The sequence below is a fragment of the Streptomyces sp. NPDC043896 genome, from assembly GCF_056435605.1.
Map to the genome: position 1 here is coordinate 43759 of NZ_JBWKEE010000030.1, position 25699 is coordinate 69457.

The 25699-nt window shown below is 74.7% G+C and carries 28 protein-coding genes; 13 read left to right on the plus strand and 15 right to left on the minus strand.

Features of this window, described 5'->3' with window-relative positions; all coding sequences use genetic code 11:
* Nucleotides 1-72: 72 nt before the first annotated feature.
* A complete protein-coding gene (locus AC069X_RS32900) occupies nt 73-573 on the plus strand; it encodes a hemerythrin domain-containing protein (protein ID WP_478734428.1) in 501 nt (166 codons plus the stop codon).
* A 27-nt stretch (nt 574-600) separates the two neighbouring features.
* Here the strand turns inward: AC069X_RS32900 and AC069X_RS32905 are convergent, their stop codons facing one another.
* Entirely contained in the window at nt 601-1611 is a 1011-nt protein-coding gene (locus AC069X_RS32905) for a glutathione S-transferase family protein (RefSeq protein WP_478734514.1), read from the minus strand.
* Nucleotides 1612-1713: 102 nt separating this feature from the next.
* Here AC069X_RS32905 and AC069X_RS32910 point away from each other — a divergent pair, with 102 nt between their 5' ends.
* Nucleotides 1714-2241, plus strand: a complete 528-nt coding sequence (locus AC069X_RS32910; RefSeq protein WP_478734430.1) for a SixA phosphatase family protein — start codon at nt 1714-1716, stop codon at nt 2239-2241.
* Between the two features lie 23 nt (nt 2242-2264).
* On the opposite strand, the gene AC069X_RS32915 is transcribed toward AC069X_RS32910, so the two are convergent.
* Genes AC069X_RS32915 through AC069X_RS32925 form a run of 3 tightly spaced genes read right to left on the minus strand, consistent with a single transcriptional unit; the run spans nt 2265 to nt 3984 of the window.
* Nucleotides 2265-3035 carry a metallophosphoesterase family protein gene (locus tag AC069X_RS32915; RefSeq protein WP_478734432.1) on the minus strand — a complete coding sequence of 257 codons (771 nt, stop codon included), beginning with the start codon at nt 3033-3035 and terminating at the stop codon, nt 2265-2267.
* A complete protein-coding gene (locus AC069X_RS32920; RefSeq protein WP_478734433.1) occupies nt 3032-3286 on the minus strand; it encodes a hypothetical protein in 255 nt (84 codons plus the stop codon). Before AC069X_RS32920 ends, AC069X_RS32915 begins: the two co-directional genes overlap by 4 nt.
* Nucleotides 3283-3984 (minus strand): nucleotidyltransferase family protein, encoded by a 702-nt coding sequence (locus AC069X_RS32925; RefSeq protein WP_478734435.1) that lies wholly within the window; start codon nt 3982-3984, stop codon nt 3283-3285. Before AC069X_RS32925 ends, AC069X_RS32920 begins: the two co-directional genes overlap by 4 nt.
* A gap of 81 nt (nt 3985-4065) precedes the next feature.
* Here AC069X_RS32925 and AC069X_RS32930 point away from each other — a divergent pair, with 81 nt between their 5' ends.
* From AC069X_RS32930 to AC069X_RS32940, 3 genes are all read left to right on the plus strand, one after another.
* Nucleotides 4066-5355, plus strand: a complete 1290-nt coding sequence (locus AC069X_RS32930) for a cytochrome P450 (protein ID WP_478734437.1) — start codon at nt 4066-4068, stop codon at nt 5353-5355.
* Nucleotides 5327-5650, plus strand: a complete 324-nt coding sequence (locus AC069X_RS32935; RefSeq protein ID WP_467884369.1) for a plasmid stabilization protein — start codon at nt 5327-5329, stop codon at nt 5648-5650. Before AC069X_RS32930 ends, AC069X_RS32935 begins: the two co-directional genes overlap by 29 nt.
* 160 nt (nt 5651-5810) lie before the next feature.
* Complete coding sequence (locus AC069X_RS32940) at nt 5811-6923, plus strand: carboxylate-amine ligase (RefSeq protein ID WP_478734439.1); 1113 nt, start codon at nt 5811-5813, stop codon at nt 6921-6923.
* Between the two features lie 138 nt (nt 6924-7061).
* Here the strand turns inward: AC069X_RS32940 and AC069X_RS32945 are convergent, their stop codons facing one another.
* The 5 genes from AC069X_RS32945 to AC069X_RS32965 form a co-directional block, all read right to left on the minus strand.
* Nucleotides 7062-8531, minus strand: coding sequence for an amino acid permease (locus AC069X_RS32945; protein WP_478734441.1), 1470 nt, complete (start codon nt 8529-8531; stop codon nt 7062-7064).
* 394 nt (nt 8532-8925) lie between these two features.
* Nucleotides 8926-9717 (minus strand): ABC transporter permease, encoded by a 792-nt coding sequence (locus tag AC069X_RS32950; protein WP_478734443.1) that lies wholly within the window; start codon nt 9715-9717, stop codon nt 8926-8928.
* Entirely contained in the window at nt 9714-10712 is a 999-nt protein-coding gene (locus AC069X_RS32955) for an ATP-binding cassette domain-containing protein (RefSeq protein ID WP_478734444.1), read from the minus strand. Before AC069X_RS32955 ends, AC069X_RS32950 begins: the two co-directional genes overlap by 4 nt.
* Nucleotides 10713-10791: 79 nt before the next feature.
* Nucleotides 10792-11637 (minus strand): DUF4097 family beta strand repeat-containing protein, encoded by an 846-nt coding sequence (locus AC069X_RS32960; protein WP_478734446.1) that lies wholly within the window; start codon nt 11635-11637, stop codon nt 10792-10794.
* An 81-nt stretch (nt 11638-11718) separates the two neighbouring features.
* Nucleotides 11719-12234, minus strand: a complete 516-nt coding sequence (locus tag AC069X_RS32965) for a hypothetical protein (RefSeq protein WP_478734447.1) — start codon at nt 12232-12234, stop codon at nt 11719-11721.
* A gap of 388 nt (nt 12235-12622) precedes the next feature.
* Between AC069X_RS32965 and AC069X_RS32970 the strand changes: the two genes are divergently transcribed.
* Together AC069X_RS32970 and AC069X_RS32975 are read left to right on the plus strand one after the other, a co-directional pair.
* Complete coding sequence (locus AC069X_RS32970; protein ID WP_478734449.1) at nt 12623-12988, plus strand: STAS domain-containing protein; 366 nt, start codon at nt 12623-12625, stop codon at nt 12986-12988.
* Entirely contained in the window at nt 12985-13476 is a 492-nt protein-coding gene (locus AC069X_RS32975) for an ATP-binding protein (RefSeq protein WP_478734451.1), read from the plus strand. The genes AC069X_RS32970 and AC069X_RS32975 overlap by 4 nt, the downstream gene beginning before the upstream one ends.
* On the opposite strand, the gene AC069X_RS32980 is transcribed toward AC069X_RS32975, so the two are convergent.
* Nucleotides 13430-14017, minus strand: coding sequence for a hydrolase (locus AC069X_RS32980; protein WP_478734453.1), 588 nt, complete (start codon nt 14015-14017; stop codon nt 13430-13432). The genes AC069X_RS32975 and AC069X_RS32980 overlap by 47 nt on opposite strands.
* 143 nt (nt 14018-14160) lie before the next feature.
* Between AC069X_RS32980 and AC069X_RS32985 the strand changes: the two genes are divergently transcribed.
* Nucleotides 14161-14718 (plus strand): DUF6434 domain-containing protein, encoded by a 558-nt coding sequence (locus AC069X_RS32985; protein WP_478734455.1) that lies wholly within the window; start codon nt 14161-14163, stop codon nt 14716-14718.
* Between the two features lie 7 nt (nt 14719-14725).
* Here the strand turns inward: AC069X_RS32985 and AC069X_RS32990 are convergent, their stop codons facing one another.
* Nucleotides 14726-15925 (minus strand): MFS transporter, encoded by a 1200-nt coding sequence (locus AC069X_RS32990; RefSeq protein ID WP_478734457.1) that lies wholly within the window; start codon nt 15923-15925, stop codon nt 14726-14728.
* 54 nt (nt 15926-15979) lie between these two features.
* On the opposite strand from AC069X_RS32990, the gene AC069X_RS32995 reads away from it, so the two are divergent.
* Together AC069X_RS32995 and AC069X_RS33000 are read left to right on the plus strand one after the other, a co-directional pair.
* The gene (locus AC069X_RS32995) at nt 15980-16843 is read left to right on the plus strand and encodes a helix-turn-helix domain-containing protein (RefSeq protein WP_478734459.1); all 864 of its coding nucleotides are present in this window, start codon (nt 15980-15982) and stop codon (nt 16841-16843) included.
* Between the two features lie 45 nt (nt 16844-16888).
* Nucleotides 16889-17962: an enoyl-CoA hydratase/isomerase family protein gene (locus tag AC069X_RS33000; RefSeq protein WP_478734516.1), complete on the plus strand. Its 1074-nt coding sequence runs from the start codon at nt 16889-16891 to the stop codon at nt 17960-17962.
* Between the two features lie 95 nt (nt 17963-18057).
* On the opposite strand, the gene AC069X_RS33005 is transcribed toward AC069X_RS33000, so the two are convergent.
* Nucleotides 18058-18801, minus strand: a complete 744-nt coding sequence (locus AC069X_RS33005) for a TetR/AcrR family transcriptional regulator (protein ID WP_478734461.1) — start codon at nt 18799-18801, stop codon at nt 18058-18060.
* A gap of 284 nt (nt 18802-19085) precedes the next feature.
* Between AC069X_RS33005 and AC069X_RS33010 the strand changes: the two genes are divergently transcribed.
* On the plus strand, nt 19086-19832 hold the full coding sequence (locus AC069X_RS33010) for a class I SAM-dependent methyltransferase (RefSeq protein ID WP_478734463.1): 747 nt from the start codon (nt 19086-19088) through the stop codon (nt 19830-19832).
* A 34-nt stretch (nt 19833-19866) separates the two neighbouring features.
* Here the strand turns inward: AC069X_RS33010 and AC069X_RS33015 are convergent, their stop codons facing one another.
* From AC069X_RS33015 to AC069X_RS33025, 3 genes are all read right to left on the minus strand, one after another.
* Nucleotides 19867-21444, minus strand: a complete 1578-nt coding sequence (locus AC069X_RS33015) for a molybdopterin-dependent oxidoreductase (RefSeq protein ID WP_478734465.1) — start codon at nt 21442-21444, stop codon at nt 19867-19869.
* A gap of 68 nt (nt 21445-21512) precedes the next feature.
* Nucleotides 21513-21692, minus strand: a complete 180-nt coding sequence (locus AC069X_RS33020) for a hypothetical protein (protein ID WP_478734467.1) — start codon at nt 21690-21692, stop codon at nt 21513-21515.
* Nucleotides 21693-22075: 383 nt separating this feature from the next.
* Nucleotides 22076-23761, minus strand: a complete 1686-nt coding sequence (locus tag AC069X_RS33025) for a ricin-type beta-trefoil lectin domain protein (protein ID WP_478734468.1) — start codon at nt 23759-23761, stop codon at nt 22076-22078.
* Between the two features lie 211 nt (nt 23762-23972).
* Here AC069X_RS33025 and AC069X_RS33030 point away from each other — a divergent pair, with 211 nt between their 5' ends.
* Both AC069X_RS33030 and AC069X_RS33035 read left to right on the plus strand, forming a co-directional pair.
* Nucleotides 23973-24629 (plus strand): TetR/AcrR family transcriptional regulator, encoded by a 657-nt coding sequence (locus tag AC069X_RS33030; protein ID WP_478734470.1) that lies wholly within the window; start codon nt 23973-23975, stop codon nt 24627-24629.
* 22 nt (nt 24630-24651) lie between these two features.
* A complete protein-coding gene (locus AC069X_RS33035; protein WP_478734472.1) occupies nt 24652-25572 on the plus strand; it encodes a serine/threonine dehydratase in 921 nt (306 codons plus the stop codon).
* Nucleotides 25573-25699: the final 127 nt, after the last annotated feature.

A 25699-nucleotide genomic window follows, 5' to 3' on the forward strand; every position in this document is an offset into this window, starting at 1 on the left:
GCGCCGGGTTTCAACCGGCCGCGAACGAGCACGCGCCAGACGACGGGGGACCCCGACCCAGGAGGAAGTGCCATGGCCGCGGAGCCGAAGGAACAGGACGTCGTCGCGGTGATCCTCGAGGACCACCGGACCATGGAAGAGCTGTTCCGGAAGATGCGGAGCGTAGAGGCGGACCGGGCGGCGGCGCTGGAGCGGTTCTCCGCGCTGCTCATCGCCCACGGCGAGGCCGAGGAGGCCGAGGTCTACGGCGCGCTCAAGCGCTACAAGAACGTGGACGACGAGGAGGTCGAGCACGGGGAGGAGGAACACGCCGAGGGCAACAAGGCGCTGCTGGCGCTGCTGGAGGTGGAGGACGTCGGCTCCGACGAATGGGACTCGAAGCTGGAGGACCTGGTCGAGGCCGTCGCCCACCACGTGGACGAGGAGGAGCGGACCATCCTCAACGGGGCCCGGGAGAACGTGCCCGACGGCCGCAGGGCCGAGCTGGGCGCCGCGTTCCTGAAGGAGCGGGCGAGGCAGCTGGAGTCGGACTGCGGCAGCGTCGAGAACGTCCGTGCCGTCGTGGGGCGGTGAGGCCGCGGACGGCGAGCCCGCGGGCGGTCAGCCGGGCGGGTCGCCGAGCGGGTTGTGGCCGGCCGGCACCCGCTCCCCGGGGGGCGGCGGTCCCGGCGGGGTGCCGTCGCCGAAGGGCCGCCCGCCCAGGACGGCCCGGCCGTGCGGGGCCAGCCAGCCCTCCGCCGCGGGCCCGGCCGGGACGATGCCGGTGGGGTTGATGTCGGAGTGCACGAGGTAGTAGTGCCGCTTGATGTGGTCAAAGTCCACCGTGTCGCCGAAGCCGGGAGTCTGGAACAGGTCCCGCGCGTACGCCCACAGCACCGGCATCTCGGCGAGCTTGTTCCGGTTGCACTTGAAGTGCCCGTGGTACACGGCGTCGAAGCGTACGAGCGTGGTGAACAGCCGTACGTCCGCCTCGGTGATGGTGTCGCCCACCAGGTAACGGGAGCGCGAGAGCCGCTCCGACAGCCAGTCGAGCCGGGCGAACAACTGCTCGTAGGCCTGCGCGTACGACTCCTGGGACCCGGCGAACCCGGCCCGGTAGACGCCGTTGTTCACGTCCCGGTAGACCGCCTCGTCCACGGCGTCGATGTCCGGCCGCAGCCGCGGCGGGTACAGCGCGGGCGCGCCGGGCCGGTGGTGGCGCGTCCACTCCAGCGACAGGTCGATCGTGATCTGCCGGAAGTCGTTGGTCACCACCGCCCCGGTCGGCACGTCGACGATCGCGGGCACCGTGATGCCGCGGTCGTACCCCGGATCCCGCGCGAGGTAGGCCTCCTTGAGGCGCTCGATGCCGAGCACCGGGTCCCGGCCGCCCGGGTCGAGGTCGAACGTCCAGCTGTCGTCGTCGTGGACCGGCCCGGCCACGGCCATCGGCAGGGCGTCCTCCAGGCCGAGCAGCCGCCGCACGGCGACCGCCCGGCTCGCCCACGGGCAGGCCCGGCTGACCACCAGCCGGTAGCGGCCGGGCTCCACGGGGAAGCCGTCACGGCCGTCGGCGGTGATCCGCGTGCCGATGTAACGGCTGTCGCGGTTGTACTCCTTGCCGGGGTTCACGTAGTTCACCCCGTGCGCCTACCCGGGCCGTGCGGCGGTGAACGTGGTGCACTGTGCTGGCGCCCCGGACCCGGGGCCCGCACCCGTCCGCAGGAGGCAGAGGTGTCCGGGAAACAGGAACGACGGCTGGTCCTGGTGCGGCACGCGAAGGCCGTGCCCAAGGGCGGCATCGAGGACTTCGACCGGCAGCTGGCCGACCGGGGACGCGCCGACGCGGAGGCCATGGGACACCGGCTCGGGCAGTCCCCGCTCGGGGTGGACCTCGTGCTGTGCTCCTCGGCGAAGCGCACCCGCCAGACCTGGCAGCTGATCCAGCCCTCCCTGGCGGAACAGCCCCCGGCCGTCTTCGAGGACGCGCTCTACGACGCGGGGACCGACGAACTGCTCGCCGCCGTGACCGGGACCGGAGCCGGGGTGGCCGGGCTGCTGCTGGTGGGCCACAACCCGGGCATCCACGAACTGGCCTCCGCCCTGGCCGGCGAGGGCCCCGGGGACCTGCTGCGGAGCCTCCGTTCGGCCATGCCCACCTGCGCCGTCGCCGTACTGGACTTCCCCGGCGGCTGGACGGACCTCGCCCCCGGAACGGGCCGGCTGACCGCCTTCCTGACCCCCGCCGACCGGGTGCCCTGACCGCTCCCGTGTCCGCCGCCGGCTCAGCCGCCCGCCTCCCGCGCGCCGGGCGGGCCGCCGCGGTGCGGGCCCCCGGGGGAGAGGTGGTACACCGAGAAGGCCTGGCCGATGACCGGCATCGCCACGTTGCGGACCTGGACCCCGCCGGCCGTCATCCCGTGCTCGGTGCCGAGGTGCGCGTGGCCGTGCACGGCCAGGTCCGCCCCTTCCTCGTCCATCGCCTCCGCGAGGAGGTAGCTGCCGAGGAAGGGGTAGATCTCCCGGGGCTCGCCCGCCAGGGTGTCCGGCACGGGGGAGTAGTGGGTCAGCGCGATGCGCAGCGCGCTGCCGGCCTCGCGCAGTTCGCGCAGCGCCCGGCCGAGGGCCTCCGCGCTGGCCCGCGTGCAGCGGATGAAGGACTTCATCTCCTGCTCCCCGAACTCGCTGCCGCTGCGCCCCGCGAAGCCCCCGCAGAAGCCCTTGGTGCCCGCGATCCCCACGGACGTCCCGTCGAGCTGGAGGAGCACGCCGTCCCCCTCCAGCACGTACAGACCCGCCGAGCGGAGCTCGTCCGTGACGGCCTCCTGGAGGTCGCTCTGGTAGTCGTGGTTGCCGAGCACGGCGACCACCGGCACCGGCAGCCCGGCCGCCTCGGCGGCCACCACGCGTGCCTCGTCCGGAGTGCCGTGCCGTGTCAGGTCGCCGGCGAGGAGCAGCAGGTCGGCGCAGTCGCCCAGGGTGTCGAAGGCGGGCCTCAGCTGCCCGGCGCTGCCCGGGCCGAGGTGGATGTCGCCGACGGCCGCGACGCGGATCACGACAGCTCCTCGGCGTGGTCCGGCGGCCTGACCCGGTTCAGGGTGACGTCGTCGTACCAGTCGACGCCGGCCAGTTCCTCGGCGGCGATCCGCAGCACGGCCGCGCGCCGCTCCTCGTCGCCGACGCAGCCGCGGACCACGGCGCGGCTGCCGTGCAGCTCCACCCGTACGCCCAGTTCGGCGAGCTCCTCGCGGGCCAGGCGCTCGCGCAGGTGCTCGATGCGGTACTCGATGATGCCTGCGGCCGTCATGCCGTCTCTCCCGTCGTCCCGTCCGCGCGCTCGATGACGCGCAGCCCTTCGAGCAGGTGGAAGAACGCGTCGGGCAGCGGAGCCGCCCCGTGGTCGCGCTCCAGGCGGGCCCAGTCGATCTGCTCGCGCAGCATCCGGGCCATGGGGAGCAGGTCCCCGAAGTCGCAGTAGTGCTCGCACAGCGCGGCGAGGCGGCTGTCCATGAGGTCGGTGGGCGCCAGGACCGGCATCCACACCGAGTCCACCGCCTTGACGCTGGCCCGCTCCAGCAGTTCCGTGCTGACCGGCCGCCGGGCCAGTTCGAAGATCAGGTCGATCTCCTCGCCGCCCGAACGGCCCTTGACCAGCCAGTCCTCCGGAGCTCTGCGCATGGCGATGCCCCCGTCCTCCAGGGCCTCGACGGCCCGGTCGGCGTCCTCGGGCCGGACGCAGAAGTCGGTGTCGTGCTGGAAACGGGCCGGCAGGCCGTGGGCGAAGGCGGCCACGCTGCCCGCGAGGGCGAAGGGCGGCCCCGCGCGCTTGAGCAGTGCCGCCACGCGCTTGGTCGTCTCCAGGATGGCCTGGGTGTGGTCCTGGGGCAGTGGGTCGCCGGTCGGCTGCGGAGGGCGCAGGCCCTCGGGCTGGGCGACCACGGGCGGGTTCCGGTCGGCCACGGCGCGCCTCCTCCGTTCCGCCCGCACGATCTCACGGTCGGGCATGGATGCCGCCTACCCGCCCCGGCCCGCCGGAACCCGCCGGACGCGAGGAGTGCCCCGGGTTGCCGAGGGTAGGCGCGCGGCATGCCGAAACTCCTCGACAGCACGGTCCCCCTGCTGACCCAGGGCTACGCCTGGGCCCCTGACCTGCGCCGCCGCCACGGCGACCCGCCCGCCGTCCGGGCCCGGCTGATGGGCCGGCCCGCCCTGCTGCTGCACGGCCCCGCCGCCGTGGAGTTCTTCTACGACGAACGCCACGTGCTGCGTGACGGAGCCCTGCCCGGACCGGTCCTGGACACCCTCTTCGGCCGGGGCGCGGTCCACACCCTTGACGGGGACCGGCACCGGGTCCGCAAGGAGCTGTTCGTGTCGCTGCTGATGGACGGCGGAGCGGTGGACGCGCTCACCGCCCTCGTACGCCGGCACTGGGCCGCCGCCGTCGACGGGTGGCGGGGCCGCGAGGCCGTCCTCTTCGACGAGGCGGCCGTGGTGCTCGCCCGCGCCGTCTGCGAATGGACGGGCCTGGCGGTGCCCGAGGACGCCGCCCGCGAGATCGCCGAGGACTGCGTGGCCATGGTCGACGGCTTCGCGACCCCAGGACCGCGCCACTGGCGGGCCCGCCGGGCCCGGGCCCGGCAGGAGGAATCCCTCGCCCGCACCGTCGAGGAGCTGCGCGGCGGAGTGACCCGCCTCCACCAGGCCCTGCCGTCGGGCAGCGGGGACACCGCCCTCGAACGGGTCGCCCGGCACCGCGACGCGGACGGCCGCCCGCTCGACGCCACTACCGCGGCGGTGGAACTGCTCAACATCGTCCGCCCGACCGTCGCCGTCGCCTGGCCGGTGGCCTTCGCCGCGCACGCCCTGCACCGCAGGCCCCGCCTGGCGGACGGGCTGCGGGCGGACGGAGGCGCGTACGCCCGGGCCTTCGCCCACGAGGTGCGCCGCTTCTACCCCTTCGTCCCCTTCGTCGGCGGTCTCGCCGCCCGTGACCTGCGCTTCGGCGAGGAGGCCGTCCCCGAGGGAACCCTGGTCCTCCTCGACGTGTACGGACACCACCACGACCCCCGGCTGTGGCCCGACCCCTACCGGTTCGACCCGCTCCGCTTCCTCGGGCGCGAGCCCGGCCCCGGCGAGCTCATCCCCCAGGGCGGCGGTGACGCCCGTACCGGCCACCGCTGCCCGGGCGAGTCCGTCACCGTCGGCCTGCTCGCGGAGTTCGCCTCCGCCCTGGCCGCCCTGGACACCGACGTCCCCGAGCAGGACCTCCGGATCCCGCTCCACCGCATCCCGACACGGCCGCGCAGCGGGTTCACCGTGTCGGTCCCGTCCCGGCAGAGGAGCCATCATGCCCCGCGGTTCCAGTCCCAAGCGTGAACGCCAGTACGAACACATCAAGGAGAGCGCGGAAGAACGCGGCGAGAGCCCCGAGCGCGCCAAGGAGATCGCGGCGCGGACCGTGAACAAGGAACGGGCCCGCGCGGGCGAGTCCAAGACGGCGAGCCGGACGTCGCTGGAGGACATCTCCTCCTCCCGGCGCGGGGGGCTGCACTCCCACAGCGGGGCACAGGGCCCGACGTACGACCAGCTCTACGCGGAGGCGAAGCGGCGCAACCTGCACGGCCGCTCCTCGATGGACAAGGCCGAGCTCAAGCGCGAGCTGGGCTACTGAACCGTTCCGCGGACGCGCCCGCCGGTCCGGGAGGACCGGCGGGCGCGGTGCCGCGCATGATGGAGGTGGACACGCGCGGGCACGGGCGCGCGCCGTCGGCCCGGCCCGCATGGGCGTCCGGCCGGCGGGTAGGCGCCGGGCACTCGGCAAGGAGGACCCGATGGACGTTCTGACCATGGGGGTGGAGGAGGAGTTCCACCTCGTCGACCGTGACAGCCGGGTGCCGGTCAACCGGGCCCCGGAGGTGATCCGCGCGCTGGCGGCCGAGCTGGGCGGTCAGGTCCAGGCCGAGTTCTACACCACCCAGGTGGAGGTCTGCACCCTCCCCGCCGCCGACCGGGAGGACCTGCGCGAGCAGCTGCTGCGGCTGCGCCGCTCCGTCGCGGAGGCGGCGGACGCGGCCGGCTGCCTGGCGGTGGCCTCGGGCAGTCCCGTGATCCCGCCGCAGGACCCGCTGACGGTGACCGACAACGCCCGGTACCGCCTGATGGCCGGCCGGTTCTCCGGGCTTCTGGGCCCCGACCGCCTCGTCTGCGGCTGCCACGTGCACGTCGGCACCCTCGACCGGGGACGGGCACTGGCGCTGGCGAACCAGATGCGGCCCTGGCTGCCCGTGCTCCAGTCGATCACCGGGAACTCGCCCTTCGTCTGCGGCCGCGACACCGGCCTCGACAGCTGGCGCTCGGTCGCCTACTCCGCGTGGCCGACCGTGGGACCCCCGCCCCTGGTCGACGAGGCCCAGTACCTCGCGTACGTGGACGGGCTGGTCGACTCCGGGGTGCTGCTCGACCGCGCGATGGTCTACTGGTACGCCCGCCCCTCCGAGCACGTCCCGACGCTGGAGATCCGCATCTCCGACGTCAACGCCGACCTGGACACCGTGGTCCTGACGGCCCTCCTCGTACGGGGCCTCGCCTCGGCCCTGCTCGCGGAGGCCGACGCCGGGGTGCCACCGCCCGAACCGCCCGAGCGGGTGCTGCGCGTCGCCCACCGGCTGGCCGCGCGGAACGGGATCGACGGGCCGGGCCTGGACGTGTGGACCGGCGCGCCGGTGCCGGCCGGCGTGCTCGTCGACCGCCTGGTGGCGCGGGCGGCCCCGGCGCTGGCGCGGGCCGGCGACCTGGGCGTGGTGGAGTCCCTGTGGGCCGGGATGCGCCGACGGGGCACCGGCGCCCGCCGCCAGCGGGCGGTCTACGCGGCCACGGGCAGCCTGGCGGCGGTGGTCGACAGCCTGAACGCGGCCACGGGCAGCCTCGCGGTGGAACCCGCCTGAGGCAGGCAGGCGGAACCGGCCGTCCGTCCCGGCGGCCGGTTCCGCCCTGTGCCGCCCGCCGCCCGCGGATACGCCGACGGGGGCGCACCGGCCGGGGGTGGGCCGGTACGCCCCCGTCGGGGGAGTGCGGGTCGGGTCTCAGGACCGGGCCGCGGGCTCCAGCGCCTCGTCGGCGGTGCCCGCCGCGCGCGCCGCGATCTGCGGGTTGCGCGACTTCAGCACGGCCCAGCCGACGGCCAGGCAGACCGCCCAGCCGGCGCCCACGTAGAGGGAGACGCGGCTGTCGGGGTCGATGGCGATCATGACGGTGACCAGCAGCAGGAAGGCCACGGCGATCCAGCTGCAGATCGTGCCGCCCGGCGCCGGGAAGGAGGACGCCGGCAGTTTGCCCGCGACCACCGCGCGGCGGTACAGGATGTGGCTGACCAGGATCATCAGCCAGGTCCAGATGCCGGCCGTGGTCGCCACCGACATGACGTAGCCGAAGGCCTTCTCCGGGACGACGTAGTTCAGGACCACGCCGATGCCCATGAGGGCGGCGGAGAGGGTGATGGCCACCGCCGGCGTCTTGGTGGAGCTGAGCTTGCCCAGCAGCTTGGGGGCCTCGGAGTTGGCGGCCAGGTCGCGCAGCATGCGGCCGGTGGAGTACATGCCGGAGTTGCAGGACGACAGCGCCGCCGTGAGCACCACGAAGTTGACGATCGCCGCGCCGGCCGGGATGCCGATCTTGGCGAAGGCCGCCACGAAGGGGCTGACGCCCGGCTGGAACTCGGTCCACTTGACGACCATCAGGATCACGCTGAGGGCACCGACGTAGAAGACGATGATGCGCCAGGGCAGGGTGTTGATGGCCTTGGGGAGGGTCTTCTCCGGGTTCTCGGACTCGCCCGCCGTGACGCCGACGAGCTCGACGGCCAGGTAGGCGAACATGACGCCCTGGAGGGTCATCAGGCTGGAGCCGACGCCCTTGGGGAAGATGCCGTCGAAGGCCCACAGGTTGGAGACCGCCGCGGTGTCACCGGCCGCGCTGAACCCGAAGGTCACGACGCCGATGCCGATCACGATCATGCCGATCAGGGCGGTGACCTTGACCATCGAGAACCAGAACTCGATCTCGCCGAAGATCTTCACCGAGATGAGGTTGGCGACGTACAGGACCACCAGGAAGATCAGCGCGGTGACCCACTGGGGCACGCTGGGGAACCAGTAGTGCATGTAGATCGCCGCGGCGGTCAGCTCGGCCATGCCGGTGACCACCCACATGAGCCAGTACGTCCAGCCCGTGACGAACCCGAAGAACGGGCTGAGGAACTCGCGGGCGTACTCTGCGAAGGACCCCGAGACGGGGCGGTACAGGAGCAGCTCGCCGAGCGCTCGCATGATGAAGAAGACGATGACGCCGGCGAGGGCGTACATGAGGATGAGGCTGGGTCCGGCCTTGGCGATGTTCGCCCCGGCTCCCAGGAAGAGGCCGACGCCGATGGCGCCGCCGATGGCGATCATCTGGACCTGGCGGCTGCCGAGTCCGCGCTCGTAGCCCTCCTCGGGCGCGGTGCCCGTGGTGGGGTTGTCGTCGCCGTGGTGCTGTTCGACCTGCGTCGAGGTCATGCTCTGGTGCGCCTTTCCGCTCCATGCCGATCCGCCGCCGTGCTCGGCCGCGGATCGGGTTCCGATCCCCCGGATGCTGATGGAGTTGCATGCCGGCGGTCGGCCGACTTCAGCGCCCCTGTCCGGACGTGGGTGGTCCGGCAGGCGGTCGAGAAGATGTACCACGGTGTCCGGCGCCGGACCGTGGCGAACATCACCGGCAAATCGGCCATTCGCCCGTGACCAGGCCCAAAGACCCTTGCGCAGTGATGTCATCGTTATCCGGATCTGAGCCTCCGCTGAGCGAACGCGCAATGACACCGAGGCAACGCGTGCCACGGCGGTGGCACGCAGGCCGCCCGGCCGTCACGGAGAGTGAGGGCCGGGCGGGAGGGGAGGCGGAAGGCCGGCCCGCTCACCTCGGGTCGCGGTCGTACACCGCCTTCGACCAGCGGTAACCGAGCACGGTCAGGCCCAGGCACCAGAGCAGGGCGATCCACCAGTTGTCACCGATCCCGGTGCCGAGCAGCAGCCCGCGCAGGGTCTCGATGGCCGGCGTGAACGGCTGGTACTCGGCGACCGGCTGGAACCACCCCGGCATCGCGTGGACCGGGACGAAGGCGCTGGAGATCAGCGGCAGGAAGATCAGCGGCAGCGCGTTGTTGCTGGCCGCCTCGGCGTTCGGGCTGACCATGCCCATCCCGACCGCGATCCAGGTGAGCGCCAGGGCGAACAGCGCCAGCAGCCCGAACGCCGCGAGCCACTCCAGGGGCGTGGCGTCCGTCGAACGGAAGCCGATGGCGACGGCGACGGCGCCGACGAGGAGCACACTGGCGACGGCCTGGAGCACGCTGCCGACGACGTGCCCCACGAGCACGGAACCGCGGTGGATCGCCATGGTGCGGAAGCGGGCGATGATGCCCTCGGTCATGTCGTTGGAGACGGACACCGCCGTGCCGATCGTGGTGGAGCCGACGGTCATCAGCAGGAGGCCCGGGACGAGGTAGGCGATGTACTCGGAGCGGTCGGCGCCGCCCCCGCCGATGCCCGCGCTCATCACGTCACCGAAGACGTAGACGAACAGCAGGAGCAGGACGACCGGCGTCAGCAGCAGGTTCAGGGTCAGGGACGGGTAGCGCCGCGCGTGCAGCAGGTTGCGCCGCAGCATGGTGGACGAGTCGCGCAGGGCGAGGGCGAGGGAGCTCATCGGGTGTCCTTCCGGGGCTGGGGTGCGGTGGCGGGGGCGGCGGTCAGGGCGAAGAACACGTCGTCGAGGTCGGGCGTGTGCACGGTCAGCTCGTCGGCCTCGACCCCGGCCGCGTCCAGCCAGTCGAGGACGGCGCGCAGCTCGCGCTGGCTGCCGTCGCTGGGGATCCGCAGCGACAGCGCCTCGTCGTCCCGCGTGGCCTCGCCGAGGGAGGCGGCGGCCGACCGGTAGGCCGCGGGGTCGGAGAACCGCAGCCGTACGTGCCCGCCGGGGATCAGCCGCTTGAGCTCCTCGGCGGTGCCCTCGGCGACGATCCTGCCGCCGTTGAGCACCGCGATCCGGTCGGCGAGCTGGTCGGCCTCCTCCAGGTACTGGGTGGTGAGGAAGACGGTGACACCGTCGGCGACCAGCCCGCGGATGATCGTCCACATGGTGTGGCGGGAACGCGGGTCGAGGCCGGTGGTCGGCTCGTCGAGGAAGATGATCCGCGGGCCGCCGACCAGGGTCATGGCGATGTCGAGGCGGCGCTTCATGCCGCCGGAGTAGCTCTGGGCGGGCTTCCCGGCGGCCTCGACGAGGTCGAACCGCTCCAGCAGCGCCGCGGCGACGCGCCGCCCCTCCCGCTTGGGCAGGTGGTGCAGGTCCGCCATGAGCAGCATGTTCTCCTCGCCGGTGATCAGTCCGTCGACGGCGGAGAACTGCCCGGTGACGCCGATCGCGGCGCGGACCCCGTCCGGGGAGGCGTTGACGTCGTGGCCCGCGACCCGGGCCCGTCCGCCGTCGGCGGTGACGAGCGTGGACAGGATCTTCACGGCGGTGGTCTTGCCGGCGCCGTTCGGCCCGAGCAGGGCGAACACGGATCCCGCCGGGATCTCCAGGTCGACGCCGTCGAGGACGGTCTTGTCGCCGTACGACTTGCGCAGGCCCACAGCGCTGATGGCGGCCTGCTCCCGGAGCAGGGAAGGGGTTGACGTGGGCATGACAGAAGAAGGCATGGAGCCCTCCGTTCGGTGGCCGAAGCGGCTGAAGTGGATGGGGTGGGGGGCGGGGGTGCCGGTGCCGGTCCCCGCGGGGTCAGGCCTTGGCGCGCAGGACGTCGATGTTGCCGTGGCGGGTGCGGGCGCGGACCCTGACGGTGTCCTCGGTCTCCCCCGGGGCCCCGGTCGAGCTGAGCATGTTGCGCACCTGGCCGGAGCGCGACTGGACGTCGAGCCACGCGGCCGTGCCCTCGCGGACGCCGACCTCGATGGTGCCGTAGCCGGTCTCCAGCTGGACGGTGCCGCGGGCGACCTCGCCGACCCGCAGGGCGCCGTGCGCGGTGGTGGCGGTGACGGAGTCCCCGGCGCGCCGGATGTCGATGTCGCCGTGGGCGCCGCTCACCCGGAGTTCTCCGGTCACGGCCCCCACGGTGGTGGTGCCGTGCGAGTTCTTCAGGACGCCGGGGCCGTCCACGAAGCCGACGCGCACGCTGCCGGAGCTGGTGGTGACCTCGGCCGCGCCCTCCACGCGCTCGACGGTGATCGAACCGTGCGAGGCCGTCAGCCGCAGCGGCCCGGTCGTGTCGAGCCGGACGTCACCCGACGAGGTCTTCACCCGGACCTCGCCGAGCCTGCCCTCTCCGAGTACCTGTGCCCAGGCGCCGGTCATGTCGACGTGCGAGCCCGTGGGCAGCCCGACCGTGACGTCGACGGTGCCGGGGCGGCGCAGTGAGTTGCGGTGCTTGGGCGTCCTGACGGTCAGGGTGCCGTTGGCGTACGTCACCTCGGTCTGCTCGGCGGCCCGTACGTCCCGGTCCTTCTTCGGGTCGCGCGGCAGCAGTTCGACGACGGTGTCGGAGCGGTCCGCCGCGGTGAAGCGGATGGAGCCGGCCTCGACGTGCGCCGTGACCGAGATCGGCTCGGGAGTGTCGAAAGAAGGCATGGCTGTCCCGTCCTCTTGGGTCTGGGTCTGGGTCCGTCCCCGCTGCGGGGTGCGGTGTGGCGTGGCGTGGGCTGGGTGCGCCTAACGCACCCAGCCCGTGACGCTCTGTCCGATGGTCTGGATCCGCTCCGCCGTACGCGGCCGGGAGCCGCCCTCGACCGCCGCCGACACCGCCCGGACCAGCCACGCGTTGACCGACGTCCCCTCGCGGCCGGCGGCCTCCTCGGCGCGGGCCTTCAGGTGGGCGGGCAGGCGCAGGTTGACCCGGGCGGTGCCGCCCTCGTCGCCCTCGGCCGGGGCCCCGAACGGTTCGGCCGGCGCGGCGGGAGCCGTCGTGGGGGCCGGTCCTTCGGCGGGCGGGAGCGTCACCACGAAGTCGGGGTCCAGTCCGCGCAGCCGTACGTCGACCGAGCCGGGGGCGAGTTCGCGGGTGATCTCGTCCATCGCGGCGGAGAGCACGTTGAGCATGGTCAGCCGGGTCGCCGACTCCAGGGGGGCGGTGAGCCGCTCGGCCAGCTGGCGGGCGTCGTCCCCGCCGGCCTCGGCGGCCACCGCCAGTTCGCGGCGGAGGGTGTCGATGTACGGCGTGAGGTCCATGGCGTCATCATGGCACCACTGTGGCGCCATGCGCAAGCCTGGATGGCACCTCTTGGGGCCGGCGGTCAGCTGAGCGGCTCTGACCTGCGGAAATGTGCGAGATGTTGCCTGGTGAGTGCGATGCCGGGGGTGCCGGGACGCTTCGGGTGGCGCAGGGTGGCGTCATGATGGCGCCATCGGATGTCGCGTCGGCGTCGTGCGGCGCCACAGGGGTCATGTGCTGCCGTGCGGTGCCGTGTGCGGGCGCGGGGTGCCGTGTGCGGGCGCGGGGTGCCGTGTGGGCGAAAACCGGAGGGTCCCGAGAGGGTCCCGGGAGGTCCCGCCCGCCCCGCATATAGCGTCGGGCCCTGGGAAGGCGTAAGGAGCAGCTGACGGAAGGTGATGCCGGATGGTCTCCGGAGCGGACGACAAGCGGTTCACCGTCGCGGTGCGCACGGTGGACGGAGCTGTACTCCTCACCCTCGGCGGTGAACTGGACCACGACACGGCCGCCCCGCTGAGGGAGGCCATCGACGCGGCGGCCGCCCGGGGCGGCCGGCTGCTGGTGGACATGGCGGGACTGCGCTTCTGCGACTCGACCGGGCTGAACGCCCTGCTGCACGGCCGTCTCGCCGTACAGGAGGCCGGCGGCAGCCTGGAGCTGGCCGGGCTGAGCGGTCCGGTCGCCAGGATGTTCCGCATCACCGGCGCGGACGGGGTCTTCGCGGTCCACGCCGACGTGACGCAGGCGCTGGGGTCCACGCAGGGGCGATGAGAGGGGCGAGAACCGTGGGGCAGGCCGGGTCGGATGTGCGCAACTGGCTCCTGGTCCTCGAAGGGATGCCCGACCCGGTCCTGCGCAGCCGTGACTTCACCCGGCGGGCCCTGACCGCATGGCACTGGCTGCCCGCCCGGGACCAGGGCGCCCGGGAGGCGGCCGAGGACGTGCTGCTGCTCGTCTCGGAGGTGGTCGCCAACGCCTTCCTGCACGGCGGGGGAGCCGGCGCCCTCGTCCTGGACTGCACGGACGAGCGGCTGCGGATCGAGGTCACCGACGCCGATCCGGAGCTGGCCATCCCGGCGCCGGGCCCCGCGCGACCCGGCCGGCCGGGCGGGCACGGTCTGATGATCGTGGACCGGCTGGCCCGGGCCTGGGGCACGCGGCCCGGGGCGCTCGGGAAGTGCGTGTGGCTGGAGGTGCCGTGCCCCGTCGCCCTCAGTGGAGCGAGTCCAGGGCGGCGAGGATCTCGCGGGTCGAGCTGACCCGGCCGATGCGCGGGAAGATCTTGCCGAAGCTGTGCGCGTGCGAGTCGGCGTCCAGGTCGGCCATGGCGTCCTCGGCGAAGACCAGGCCGTAACTGTGCTCCCACGCGGTGCGGGCGGTGGACTCGACGCCGACGCTGGTGGAGATGCCGGCCAGCACGATGCGGTGGACCCCGCGCCGGCGTAGCTGGAGGTCCAGCTCGGTACCGGTGAAGGCGCCCCAGTGCCGCTTGGTGACCGTGACGTCCCCCAGGGCGGCGAGCTCGGCCGGGATCTTCGAGAACGCGGCCGGCGGTGCGGTGGCCGGGCCGGGGCGGTCGACGTCGGTGGTGGGCAGGTCGCCGCCGTCGGGCGACCAGGCGACGTTCACCAGCACCACCGGCAGCCTGTGCGCGCGGAAGGCCTCGGCGAGGGCGATGCCTTTGCGCAGGATCTCGTCGCTGGGCCGGGCGGTGGGCAGGGCCAGGATGCCCTGCTGGAGGTCGATCAGCACGAGCGCGGTGCCGGGGTCCAGGGTCAGCGCGGAAGTCGAGGCGGTCATGGGGACGACGGTAGGGGCGGCCGCGCGTGCGCGGGCCGCCCGCCGCCGGCCGGGCGTGTCGCCGTCCCCGGGGTCCGTCGCCGGATTCCCGTCTGCCCCGCGGGTGACGACGGCGGTGGGCCGACGGGTCCTAGGATGGGAACATGAGTACGAATGACGAGGGCGGGGGCCGGCCCGAGCCCTCCCCGGAGCTGTCCGGGGCCGAACTGCTGCGCTGGTACTGGACTCTGGACGAACTGACCCGGCTCGCCCGGCGGATGGGGATCCCCGCCGGCGGCGGCAAGTCCGCGCTGACGGAGCGGCTCGCCGCCGCGCTCGACGGGCGCACCCCGCCCGCCCCGCCGCGGCCCGCCCGGCGCGGCGGCCGCCAGTTGACGGCGCCCGTCGACGGGACCACCGTCATCCCCGAGGGACAGCGGTGCAGCCAGGTGCTCCGGGAGTTCTTCGTCCGCGAGACCGGCCCGGGCTTCCACTTCGACGCCTCCATGCGGGAGTACGTGGCCCAGGGCGCGGGCCGCACCCTCGCCGAGGCCGTCGCCCACTGGCACGCCACCCGGCAGCGGGCCGCCGAACCCCAGCGGATCGGCGCCCAGTTCGAGTTCAACCGGTTCCTGCGCGACTGGCACGCCCGCAACCCCGACGGCGCCCGCGACCAGGCGCTGGCCGCCTGGCGGGAGCACCGCTCCCGGCCCCGCCACTGACGGCGGCTCACCTCCCGGCCGGCTCCGGCAGCCGCCGGGACAGCGCCCAGGCCAGCAGCGGCAGCACGGCCAGGGGCAGCAGCGCGGTGCGCAGCGAGGCCGCGTCGGCGGCGGCGCCGATCAGCGGGCTCGCCAGGCCGCCGACGCTCGCGGTCAGCCCGAGGGTGACCCCGGAGGCGGTGCCCATCCGGGTCGGCAGGTAGTCCTGGCCCAGGGTGACCTGGAGGGAGAAGGGCACGTACAGCGCGGCCGCCGCCAGCGCCGCGCACCCGATCGCCGCGGGCAGCGGGAGGTACAGGATCCCCGCGACGGCCGGGACGGACGCCGCGTACGCCCGGCGGACGGCCGTGACCCGCCCCCAGCGCCCGGCCAGCCACCCGCCCAGCAGGGTGCCGCCCGCACTGCCCGCGAACAGGGCCGACAGGGCCACGGCCCCCGCCGTCGGACCCCCGCCGCGCTCCCGCACGTACAGGGCGATGAACGTGCTCAGCCCGATGAACACCACGGACCGCACGACCACCACCAGCGACAGCCGCACGAACGCCCGCCGGTCCTCCGCCGCCGGCGCCTCCCGCACCGCCGCCGGGCTCCCCGCCCGCGCGCCGCCCCCGCGTCCGGCGCGCGGCGGCCGGTGGAGGAGCACCGCGGCCACCGCCGGGAGCGCCAGCAGCACCCAGCCTGCGGGCCCGGACACCGACAGCGCCCCGGCCACCAGCAGCGGCGCGCAGGCGAAACCGATGTTGCCGCCCAGGGCGAAACAGCTCATCGCGGTGTGCCCGTCGCCCAGGCCCGTCCGCACCAGCCGGGCGGCCGCCGGGTGGTACGCGGCGACCCCCAGTCCCGACAGTGCCACGGCGGCCAGCGTGGCCGGGTACCCGGCGTCGGCCCCGACCAGTGCGATGCCGAGCCCGGTGACGGCCGCGCTCAGCGGGATCAGCCACGGCACGGCCCGCCGGTCGGTGAGCGCCCCGAACAGCGGCTGGACCACCGAGGAGAGCAGCGAGGCGGCCAGCACGACGCCGGACGCGGCGGCGTATCCGTACGCCCGCTCGGCGACGAGGTAGGGCACGAGCGCGGCGACCGCGCCCTGGTAGACGTCCACGCAGGCGTGTCCGGCCGACACGGCGGCGATCCGCCGCCGCAGGCCCGGCGGACGTGCCGAAGGGGCGGGAACGGGGGCTGTTTCGAGAGTGTCGGCTTCTTCCACCGCCCGAGCATCGCCCTCGCCGCGCCGGTCCCGCTTCCGATAAATTGCCGGGTGATGCCGAAGAACCGCCAACCGGGGACCGCCCCGGGGGAAGCCGCCGGCCGGGGCGGCCGCCACCCGGGCGTCCGGCACGCCCGGCGCGCCCCGACGAACATCAACCACCTCGACACCCACGTCGGGATCGACGCCCACCACCACGATGACCATCAGATCGTCTACGCGGGCTCCGGCGTCCTCTCCGTCACCACCGGATCCGGCACCTGGGTGGCGCCCCCCACCCGGGCCCTGTGGATCCCGGCCGGGACGGTGCACGAGCACCGCGCGTACGGGCGTACCGACCTGCACTGCGTGGGCCTGCCCACCCGGCACAACCCCCTCGGCCTCGACGCCCCCGCCGTGATCGCCGTCGGGCCGCTGCTGCGCGAGCTGATCCTGGCCTACACCCGGGGCCCCGAGGACCACGGACCCGCCCGCCGCCGCATGTTCGGCGTCCTGCTCGACCAGCTGCGCGTCTCCCCGCTCCAGCCGCTGCACCTCCCCGCGCCGGCCGACCCCCGGCTGGCGGCGGTGTGCGCGCTGCTGCACGCCGACCCGGCGGACCCGCGCGGGCTCGCCGAGCTGGGGGCGGCGGCCGGGGCGGGGGAGCGGACCCTGAGCCGGCTGTTCCGGGCCGAGCTCGGCATGACCTTCCCGCAGTGGCGCACCCAGCTGAGGCTGCACCACGCCCTGCGGCTGCTGGCCGTGGACACCCCGGTGACCGCCGTCGCGCACCGCTGCGGCTGGTCCTCCGCGAGCGCCTTCATCGACGTGTTCCGGCGGGCCTTCGGGCACACCCCGGGCGCGCACCGCGACGAGCCCCGGTCCTTCGCGACGGCGCACGTTCCGGCCCGGGTTCACCCCGAATCCGATCAGAGTTGACAAGATCGTAAGAAACGATCTTCATGGGGCGCCGGACGATACATACTGACGGACGTGACCGAAGACACCGTTCTGATCGATACCGACGGCTGTACGGGGCTGATCACCCTCAACCGTCCCCAGGCCCTCAACGCCCTCACCCACGCGATGGTGCTGAGGATCGACGACGCCCTCACTGCCTGGGAGCGGGACCCGGCCGTCAGCCAGGTCCTCCTGCGCGGCGCCGGGGAGCGAGGCCTGTGCGCGGGCGGGGACATCCGGGCCATCCACGCCGACGCGAAGGCCGGCACCACGGGCTCCCTCGACTTCTGGCGCGACGAGTACCGGCTCAACGCCAGGATCGCCCGCTACCCCAAGCCGTACGTGGCCCTCATGGACGGGATCGTGATGGGCGGCGGCGTCGGGCTCTCGGCGCACGGCGGCGTCCGCGTCGTCACCGAGCGCTCCCGCGTGGCCATGCCGGAGACCGGCATCGGCTTCGTCCCCGACGTCGGCGGCACCTACCTGCTCTCCCGCGCTCCCGGCGAACTCGGCACCCACCTCGCCCTGACCGGCACCGCCGTCGGCGCCGGCGACGCCCTGCTGTGCGGACTCGCCGACCACTACCTGCCCTCCGACTGGCTGGAGGAGTTCACCGGGGAAATCGCCGCCGCGCCGGTCGCCGAAGTGCTGCCCCGGTTCGGCCGCGTCACCGGCCCCGAGGCCCCGCTCGCCGCCGAACGGGAGTGGATCGACCACTGCTACGCCGCCGACACCGTCGAGGAGATCCACAAGCGGCTGCTGGGCTCGGGCCTGCCGGCCGCGCGGGAGGCCTCCCAACTGCTGCACGCCAAGTCGCCCACCTCCCTCAAGGTCACCCTCGCCGCGCTGCGCCGCGCCCGCGAACTGGACTCGCTGGAGCGGGTGCTGGAGCAGGAGTACCGGGTCTCCAGCGCCGCGCTGTCCGCGCCCGACCTGGTGGAGGGGATCCGGGCCCAGGTGATCGACAAGGACCGCCGGCCGCGCTGGTCCCCGGCCGCCCTGTTCCAGGTGCGCCAGGCCTCGGTGGACCGGTTCTTCGCCCCGCTCGGCGCGGAACGCGAGCTGACCTTCCCGCAGTCCGGGGCCGGCCGCGGCTGATCCGGGTCGCCGGGCGTCCCGAACCGCCCCCGCCGGTCCGGGCCGCCCGGCCTCCCGCGTCGGCCATGCCCTTCGGCGGACGTCCGTCCGCCGCCTCAGATCCGGTCGAGCCGGGCGGCGAGGCCGTCGAGGACCCGCTGGAGCCCGTAGTCGAAGTTCTCCTCCCGCAGCCGCGCCGGATCCTGGCCGTGCCTGCTGTAGGCGTGGTCCTTCACCACCGGGTGGTCCTCCAGGGCCGCCTCGGCGGCGGGCAGCAGCGACGCCAGCCACTCGGCCTCGCTCATCCCGCTGCGGGCCAGCAGCGAGAGGTACGAGGCCTCGCTGGTCGTGGCGCCGATGACGTACGAGATGACGGCCTTCACCGCGAGGTCCGCCTCGCCCGGCGGGAAGCCGGCCGACACGGCCAGCCGCAGCAGCCGCTCCGACATCCGGATCAGGTTCGGGCCCAGGTGCGCCAGCCCCACCTGGCCGAGGACGGAGGCCACCCAGGGGTGGCGCAGGACCATGTCGCGCAGGCTGTGCCCGCACCCGGCCAGGGCCTGGCGCCAGCCGTCCGGGCCGCCGCCGTCCGGTACCTCCAGCTCGCCGTAGACCTCGTCCACGACCAGCTCGATCAGCTCGTCCTTGTTGGCCACGTGCCGGTACAGCGAGGTGGCGGCGGTGCCCATCTCGGTGCCGAGCTTGCGCATGCTCAGCGCCTCGATGCCCTCCGCGTCCAGCAGCCGTACCGCGGCCGCGACGATCTGCTCCTGGCTGAGCGCGGGCTGTTCCTTCTGGCGGCGCGGCCGCGTCCAGACGGAGGGCACGGCTGCGGACGTCTGCTGCTCTGGAGAGGACATACCCCCACCATAGTCCCTTGCGGACAGTGTACGCATCATGCGTACACCCGTCTTTGGCGTCCGTCCGGAAGGCCGCCCGGAAACCGGCCCGGGGGCGCCCCCGGAAGCCCCCCGGACGGCCCTCCACGGGGCCCCGGGGGGTCGTGCGCCCCCGGGCGGACCCGTCGGTCCGGGCCCTTCGCCCCGGGCCGCCACCGGCCCGTCCACGACCGCCCCGCACCCCCTCCTACCTGGGCTGACGTGCTCTCACCGGATATGATCTCCCCCTGCGGAAAGGGGAGTTGATGGACCGCGACATACGCTCGGTGGAGGACGTGCTGGACCTCCTGGACGGCCTCTTCGCCGAGGAGGCCGACCGCTGGACGGACGGCGGCGCCTCCTGGTGGGACGGCTTCTACGCCGACCGCTCCAAGCCGGTGCCGTTCTTCGTGGCGAAGCCGGACGAGAACCTCGTCTCCTACGCCGCAAGGGGACTGATCGGCCCCGGCCGCGCCCTCGACCTGGGGTGCGGGCCCGGCCGCAACGCCCTCCACCTCGCCTCCATCGGCTTCGAGGTGGACGCCGTCGACCTGTCGCCGGCCGCCGTCGCCTGGGCCGAGGAGCGCGCCCGCGCCACCGGCGCCACCGGCGTCCGCTTCCACCGCGGCGACGCCTTCCGGCTCACCGCCGCCGAACTCCGCGGCCCCTACGACCTGGTCTACGACTCCGGCTGCTTCCACCACCTGCCGCCCCACCGCCGCGTGAGCTACCTCGCCCTCCTGGACCGCGTCCTCGCCCCCGGCGGGCACTTCGCCCTCACCTGCTTCGCGTCCGGCTCCATGGGCTGCGAACTGCCCGACGCCGAGCTCTACCGCCGGGGCGGCCTCGGCGGCGGCCTCGCCTACACCCCGGAGTCACTGCGCCGGATCTTCTCCGGCCTGGAGGAAACCGAACTGCGCCGCATGCGCGACGAGGACGCCGGCTCCCCGCACTTCGGCGAACCCTTCCTCTGGACGGCCCTGTTCCGGCGCCCGGACGCCGCTCGGCGGTAGCCGGCGGGGCCCGCCGGCCGGCCCGGCTCCCGCACTACGGGCCGACGTCCACGGTGACGGAGTGCCAGCCAGTCGCCCCGTCGGGCAGGGTGCCCGTACGCAGTTCCGGCTGCACCTCGCCCCGGCCGTCGGTGGCGCGCACCTCCAGGGTGTGCCGTCCGGGCGCCGCCTCCCACGGCCACACCCACTGCCGCCAGGTGTCCACCCCGTCGGCGGCCCCGAGCCGCGCCTCCTGCCAGGGGCCGCCGTCGGCCCGCACCTCCACCCGCGCGATGCCCCGGTGCTGCGCCCACGCCACCCCGGCCACCGCGACCGGGCCGGCCGGGCGCCGGGAGAAGGGGCGCGGGGTGTCGATCCGCGACTGGGTCTTGACCGGGGCCCGCGGCGCCCACGACCGGCGCACCCAGTACGCGTCGTACGCGTCGAAAGTGGTCAGCCGCAGCTCGCGCAGCCACTTGCAGGCGGAGACGTACCCGTAGAGCCCGGGGACGACCATCCGTACGGGGAAGCCGTGCGCGAAGGGCAGCGGCTCCCCGTTCATCCCGACGGCCAGCAGCGCCTCCCGGCCGTCCATGACCGTCTCGACGGGGGTGCCGATGGTCATCCCGTCCACCGAGCGGGCCACCAGCTGGTCGGCCGGCCCGCCCCGCGACGGCGGCCGCACGCCCGCCTCGCGCAGCAGGTCCGCGAGGCGTACGCCGAGCCAGCGGGCGTTGCCGACGTAGGGGCCGCCGACCTCGTTGGACACGCAGCACAGGGTGACGTCGTGCTCGGTCAGCGGCCGGGCGAGCAGCTCGGCGAAGGTCAGGGAAAGGGGCCTGGCGACCCCGTCGCCGTGGATGTCGAGCCGCCAGGTGCCCGCGTCCACCCGGGGCACGACCAGGGCGGTGTCGACGCGGTAGAAGTCCCGGGCGGGGGTCAGGAACGGGCCCACGCCCGGCACGCGCAGGTCCGCCCCTGCGGGTACCGGCGGTGCCGGGACGGCGGGTGCCGGCAGGACCAGGTCCGCCCGGGAGGCGGTGGCCCCGGCCGAGCCGTGGGCGCCGAGCCGCCGGCCCGCGTACGCGGCCGTCGCCGAGCCGGCCAGGGTGGCCGTCAGCAGCCGGCCGAAGGCGCGCCGGTCCAGGGGCCAGGTGCCGCCGCTCCGGCCGGACGCGGGGCGGGGCCGGCGCAGGGCGGCGGCCAGGACGTACAGCACCCCGGCCGCGACGGCCCCGCCGGCCAGCGAGGGCAGCGCGTCCCGCCAGCCCGACTCCGGGCGGCCGAGCGCGGCCGCGGTCCCGAGCAGCCCCACCGAGGCGGCGAGGGCGCAGCCCGCGCGGGGGCGGCGTACCGCGAGGATCCCGGCGCAGGCGGCGAGCACGGCGAGCAGGACCACCGTACCGAGGGTCAGCACCAGCTTGTCGGAGGTGCCGAAGGTGCGGACGGCCCACTCCCTGACCGCCGTCGGAGTACGGTCCACCACGGCCCCGCCGACCGCCGTGAGCGGGGCCGCCTCGGGGCGGACGAAGGCCGCGGCGAGCCCGGCGACGGCCAGCCCGGCGCACGCGGCGGCCAGCCCGCCGACGGCCCCCGCCCAGGCGGGGGGCCGGGGCCCACGCGTACGGGTCATCCGGAGCCACCTCCGTCCTGCGGACCGGTCGGGACCCCCTCCGTCCTGTCACGGTAGCCCCCGCGCCCTCACTGGTGCGCGGCTCCCGGCGGCTGCGCCCGCACGGCTTCGCAGCCGCAGGCCCCGGCGCCGGCGCGTCCTTCGGGGGCGGGGCCGGCCGGGCGGCGTTTGCGCAGCTCCACGACGCCGTCGGTGATGCCGGCGGCCGGAGCGGGGGTGGGGGTGCGCTCGTGCGCGGTCTCGGACATGTCGGTGCACTCCTGTCGCCTCGTGGCCCGCATCGCGAGAGGGGCGGCCGCCGAATCGTTCCGGCGGCCGCCCCTCGGTCCGGGCCAGTGAACCCGGCACCCCCGCCGGACGGGGTCCGCCCGGCGCCGGTTCCCCCGGAAGTGTGATGCCGGGCGCCGGCGCCTGCCGGTCCGGCCCGGTGTGCGGGAGGGCCCGTACCCGGCGGGCCCTGCCGGGTCAGGGCCCGGCGGGGCCGGCCCCGCCGGGTGTGGCGGCAGACGTGGCCCCGCCGGGACTGGGCCCGGCAGACGTGGCCCCGCCGGGTCGGATTCCGCCGGGTCAGGCCCCCCGGGACTGGGTCCGGCGCGGCCCTGCCGGGGCCCGCGCCGTGTCCGGTGCCGGCTCAGACCGGCAGGGACCAGGCCTGGTCCACCTGGTGGTCGCCGCAGGCCGTCAGCCGCAGCCGTTCGGCCGTGGCGTCGGGGGTGGCGGGCGCCGCCGGGGCCGTCAGGCACTGGCCGCTCGTCTCCTCGACCAGGGTCCCCTCGCGCCGGTGGCTCCAGCTCTGCCCCGCCTGCCGCCCCGGCGCGCAGTCGGCCAGCTCCACCAGCCCGCCCGCGCGGGCCGTGAGGCACTCGCCGGCCAGCTTGAGCCGTCCGCCACCGCCCAGGGTCCACCGCTGGTCGGCCCCCGCGGTGCAGGTCCCCAGGACCACCGAGCCGACGCCGCTGGTGCTGGCCCCGTCGGCGCACTTCGCCCCGAGCCCGTTGATCTGCCCGGTCGGCACCGCCTCGCCGCAGCCGTGCGGGGTGAGCCGCCACACGGCCGTGTCGTGCGCGCCGAGCCGCCCGGTCAGCGCGTCCACCACCTCGGTGCGCCGCCCGGTCCACAGGTCCTCGGCGTCCGCCACGCACGCGCCCGGGAGCCCGATGTCGGCCAGCGGCACGGAGACGTCGCGCGCGCTGCCGGAGCGGTTGAGCACCGCCACGGCCCGGTCCCCGTCGGCCAGCGGCCGGACGAGCACCTCGAAGGTCGCGTTGGAGGAGACCACGGCCCCCTGGCGGCCCATCGGGTCCTGGTCCAGCTCGATCAGGCGGGTGTTGCCGAGCGCCGCGAGCCCGCCGGGGCTGAGCGCGGACACCTCGGACGACAGGATGAAGGGGGCCGCCATCATCGCCCACAGTCCGACCTGGCTGCGGCTCTCCGCGTCCGTGAGGCCGGGGGCGCCCGCGATCAGGAAGTCGGGGTCGTTCCAGTTGCCGGGGGCCGCGTACCGGCCGAGCCAGCGGTTGTAGCCGTAGTTGCCGAGCACCGAACTCCACCGGGAGGTGGCGGGGGCGCTCGGGTTGTAGACCTTGATGTCCCGGCCCTCGCGCCACAACTGGCCCGTCTCGCCGACCCAGTCGAGCACCTTGTGCCAGTCGGAGCCGCCCCATTCGCCCTGCTGGAAGTAGGCCGGGGCGGAGGCGGAGAGCACCATGGGGCGGCCGCTGTCGCGCAGCGCACGGGCGACGGAGTTGTAGGCGTCGCGGTAGGCCTGCTCCTTCGTCTTCCCGGGCGGCACCCACAGGTTGCAGCCGTCCATCTTGACGTAGTCCACCTTCCACGACGCGAACTGCCGCGCGTCGCGGGCGTAGTGGTCCGGGCCGCCGCCCTCGGGAGAACCGCTGCCCGGGTAGCGCTCGCAGGTCAGGGACCCGGCGTCCTCGTAGATGCCGAACTTCAGCCCCCTGGCGTGCAGGTACTCCCCGAGCCAGGCCATGCCGTGCGGGAACTTCTGCGTGTCGACGACCAGATTCCCCTGCGCGTCACGCTCCTTGAGCATCCAGCAGTCGTCCACGGTGACCGTGTCGTACCCCTTGGCGGCGAGACCGCTGGAGACCAGGGCGTCGGCGTTGGCGACGACCTTCGCCTCGTCGATGTCGCACATGTAGTGCGCCCAGTTGTTCCACCCCATGGGAGGGGTGAGGGCGAGCGGCGTGTCCCAGGTCGCGGTCGGCTCGGCGGCCGCCGGGGCGGGGACGAGGGCGAGGGCGAGCAGGGCGGCCGCGGTGAGGCAGGGGAGCGAGGCGCGCAGGCGAGGCGGCACGGGGTCTCCTTGGCGTGGGGGAGTACCGGCGGGTCGGCGTGGGGGCCGACGGGCATTAGTGCCTCAGTGCAGCGGTGCGACTACCCGCTGTCAATGCGAGCCGATGGTTACGGGTCGATAAGCAGCAATTTGGCCGCAGTCGATGTCACACGTCCGTGGCGGCCGACCGTGAGGGGCACCGTATGTGACAACGGATGATACGCTGTATCTCATGCCGAGGAGATCACCCGCCCTGGACCGCGCCACCCCCGGGGCCATCGCCGTCGCCGCCCTGCGCATCCTCGACGAGGAAGGCCCCGGCGCCCTCAGCTTCCGGGCCCTCGCCGACCGCCTCGACGTCTCCCACGCCACCGTCCAGCGCCGCTGCACCGACCTCGCCGGCCTGCTGGACCTCTGCACCGAACACCTCGCCGGACAGCTCCCCGAGGTCCCCGCCGGCACCGACTGGGCCGAGGCCGCCGCACAGCGTTTCGGCGCCCTCTACCGGCTGCTCACCGCCCACCCCGGACTGCTCGTCCTGCGCGGCGGCCGCCCCTGGCTCGGCCGGCAGCTGCTGGCCCGCCTCGTCGAACCGGCCCTCGCCGACAGCGTCGCCGCCGGCATGACCGCCGCCGAGGCCATGACCGTCTACCGGCGCATGTACCTGCTCACCCTGGGCAGCGCCGCCTTCGTCGACCACCGCGACCCGGCCGCCGTCACCGCCGCCTCCAGGGCCGCCCTCGCCGCCCTGGACCCGGCCGAGTTCCCGGTCCTCGCGGGCTCGCTGGCCGACGTACTGCCCCCGCTCACCGACCACGAGGTGTACTACGGCGCCCTGCGCCAGCTCATCGAGGCGTCCCGGCCCGCCGGCCCGCGCCCCGCAGCCTGAGACCGCGAAAGGCAGACCGACCGTGGAACAGCAGCTCGACTACGCCGCCGTACGCGCCGCCGCCGCCCGTACCGCCGCCGCCCTGCGGCCCGCCGCCGTGGTACCCGCCTCCGACGGCGTCTGGTACGCCCTGGAGTACCTCCAGCACACCGGTTCCTTCAAGGCGCGCGGCGCGCACAACTTCCTCGCCGCGCACCGCGAGGCCGGCGGCCTCCCCGACGCCGGCGTCACCATCGCCTCCGGCGGCAACGCCGGCCTCGCCTGCGCCTGGGCGGCCCGCGCGCAGGGAGTGCCCGCCACCGTCTTCCTCCCCGTCAACGCCCCCCGCGTCAAGGTCGACCGGCTGCGCGGCTACGGCGCCGACGTACGGCTCGTCGGCGACCGCTACGCCGAAGCCCTCGCCGCCTGCCGGGAGTTCGCCGCCGGCAGCGGGGCGCTGAGCAGCCACGCCTACGACCACCCGCTCATCGCCGCCGGCGCCGGCACCCTGCTCGACGAGGTCCGTGCCGCCCTGCCAGGCCTCGACACCGTCGTCGTCGCGGTCGGCGGCGGCGGGCTGTTCGCCGGCGTCGCGACCGCGGCCCGCGAACACGGCGTACGCGTCGTCGCCGCCGAGCCGGAACACTGCCGCGCCCTGAACGCCGCCCTGGAGGCGGGCGAGCCCGTCGACGTCCCGGTGTCCTCCGTCGCCGCCGACTCCCTCGGCGCCACCCGGGTTTCCGCCGACGCCCTCGCCGCCGCACGGGCGGGGAACGCCGTCTCGGTCCTCGTCCCCGACGAGGCCGTCACCGCCGCCCGGCGCGCGCTCTGGGAGGAGCACCGGATCGTCGTCGAAGCCGGGGCCGCCACCGCCCTCGCCGCCCTGCGCACCGCACCGGAGCCGCTGGGCGAGCGCGTCGCCGTCGTCCTCTGCGGGGCCAACACCGACCCCGGGGACCTCTGAACGGCGGCGCAGCGACGATCGTCGCCCGGGCCGAAGACTTTCGAGTACGGCGCGCGCCCCCCGCGCTTGCGAGGCTCTGACACGACGGTGCGCGCCGCACCGGAACGTCGAGGGCACGGAGGACCGG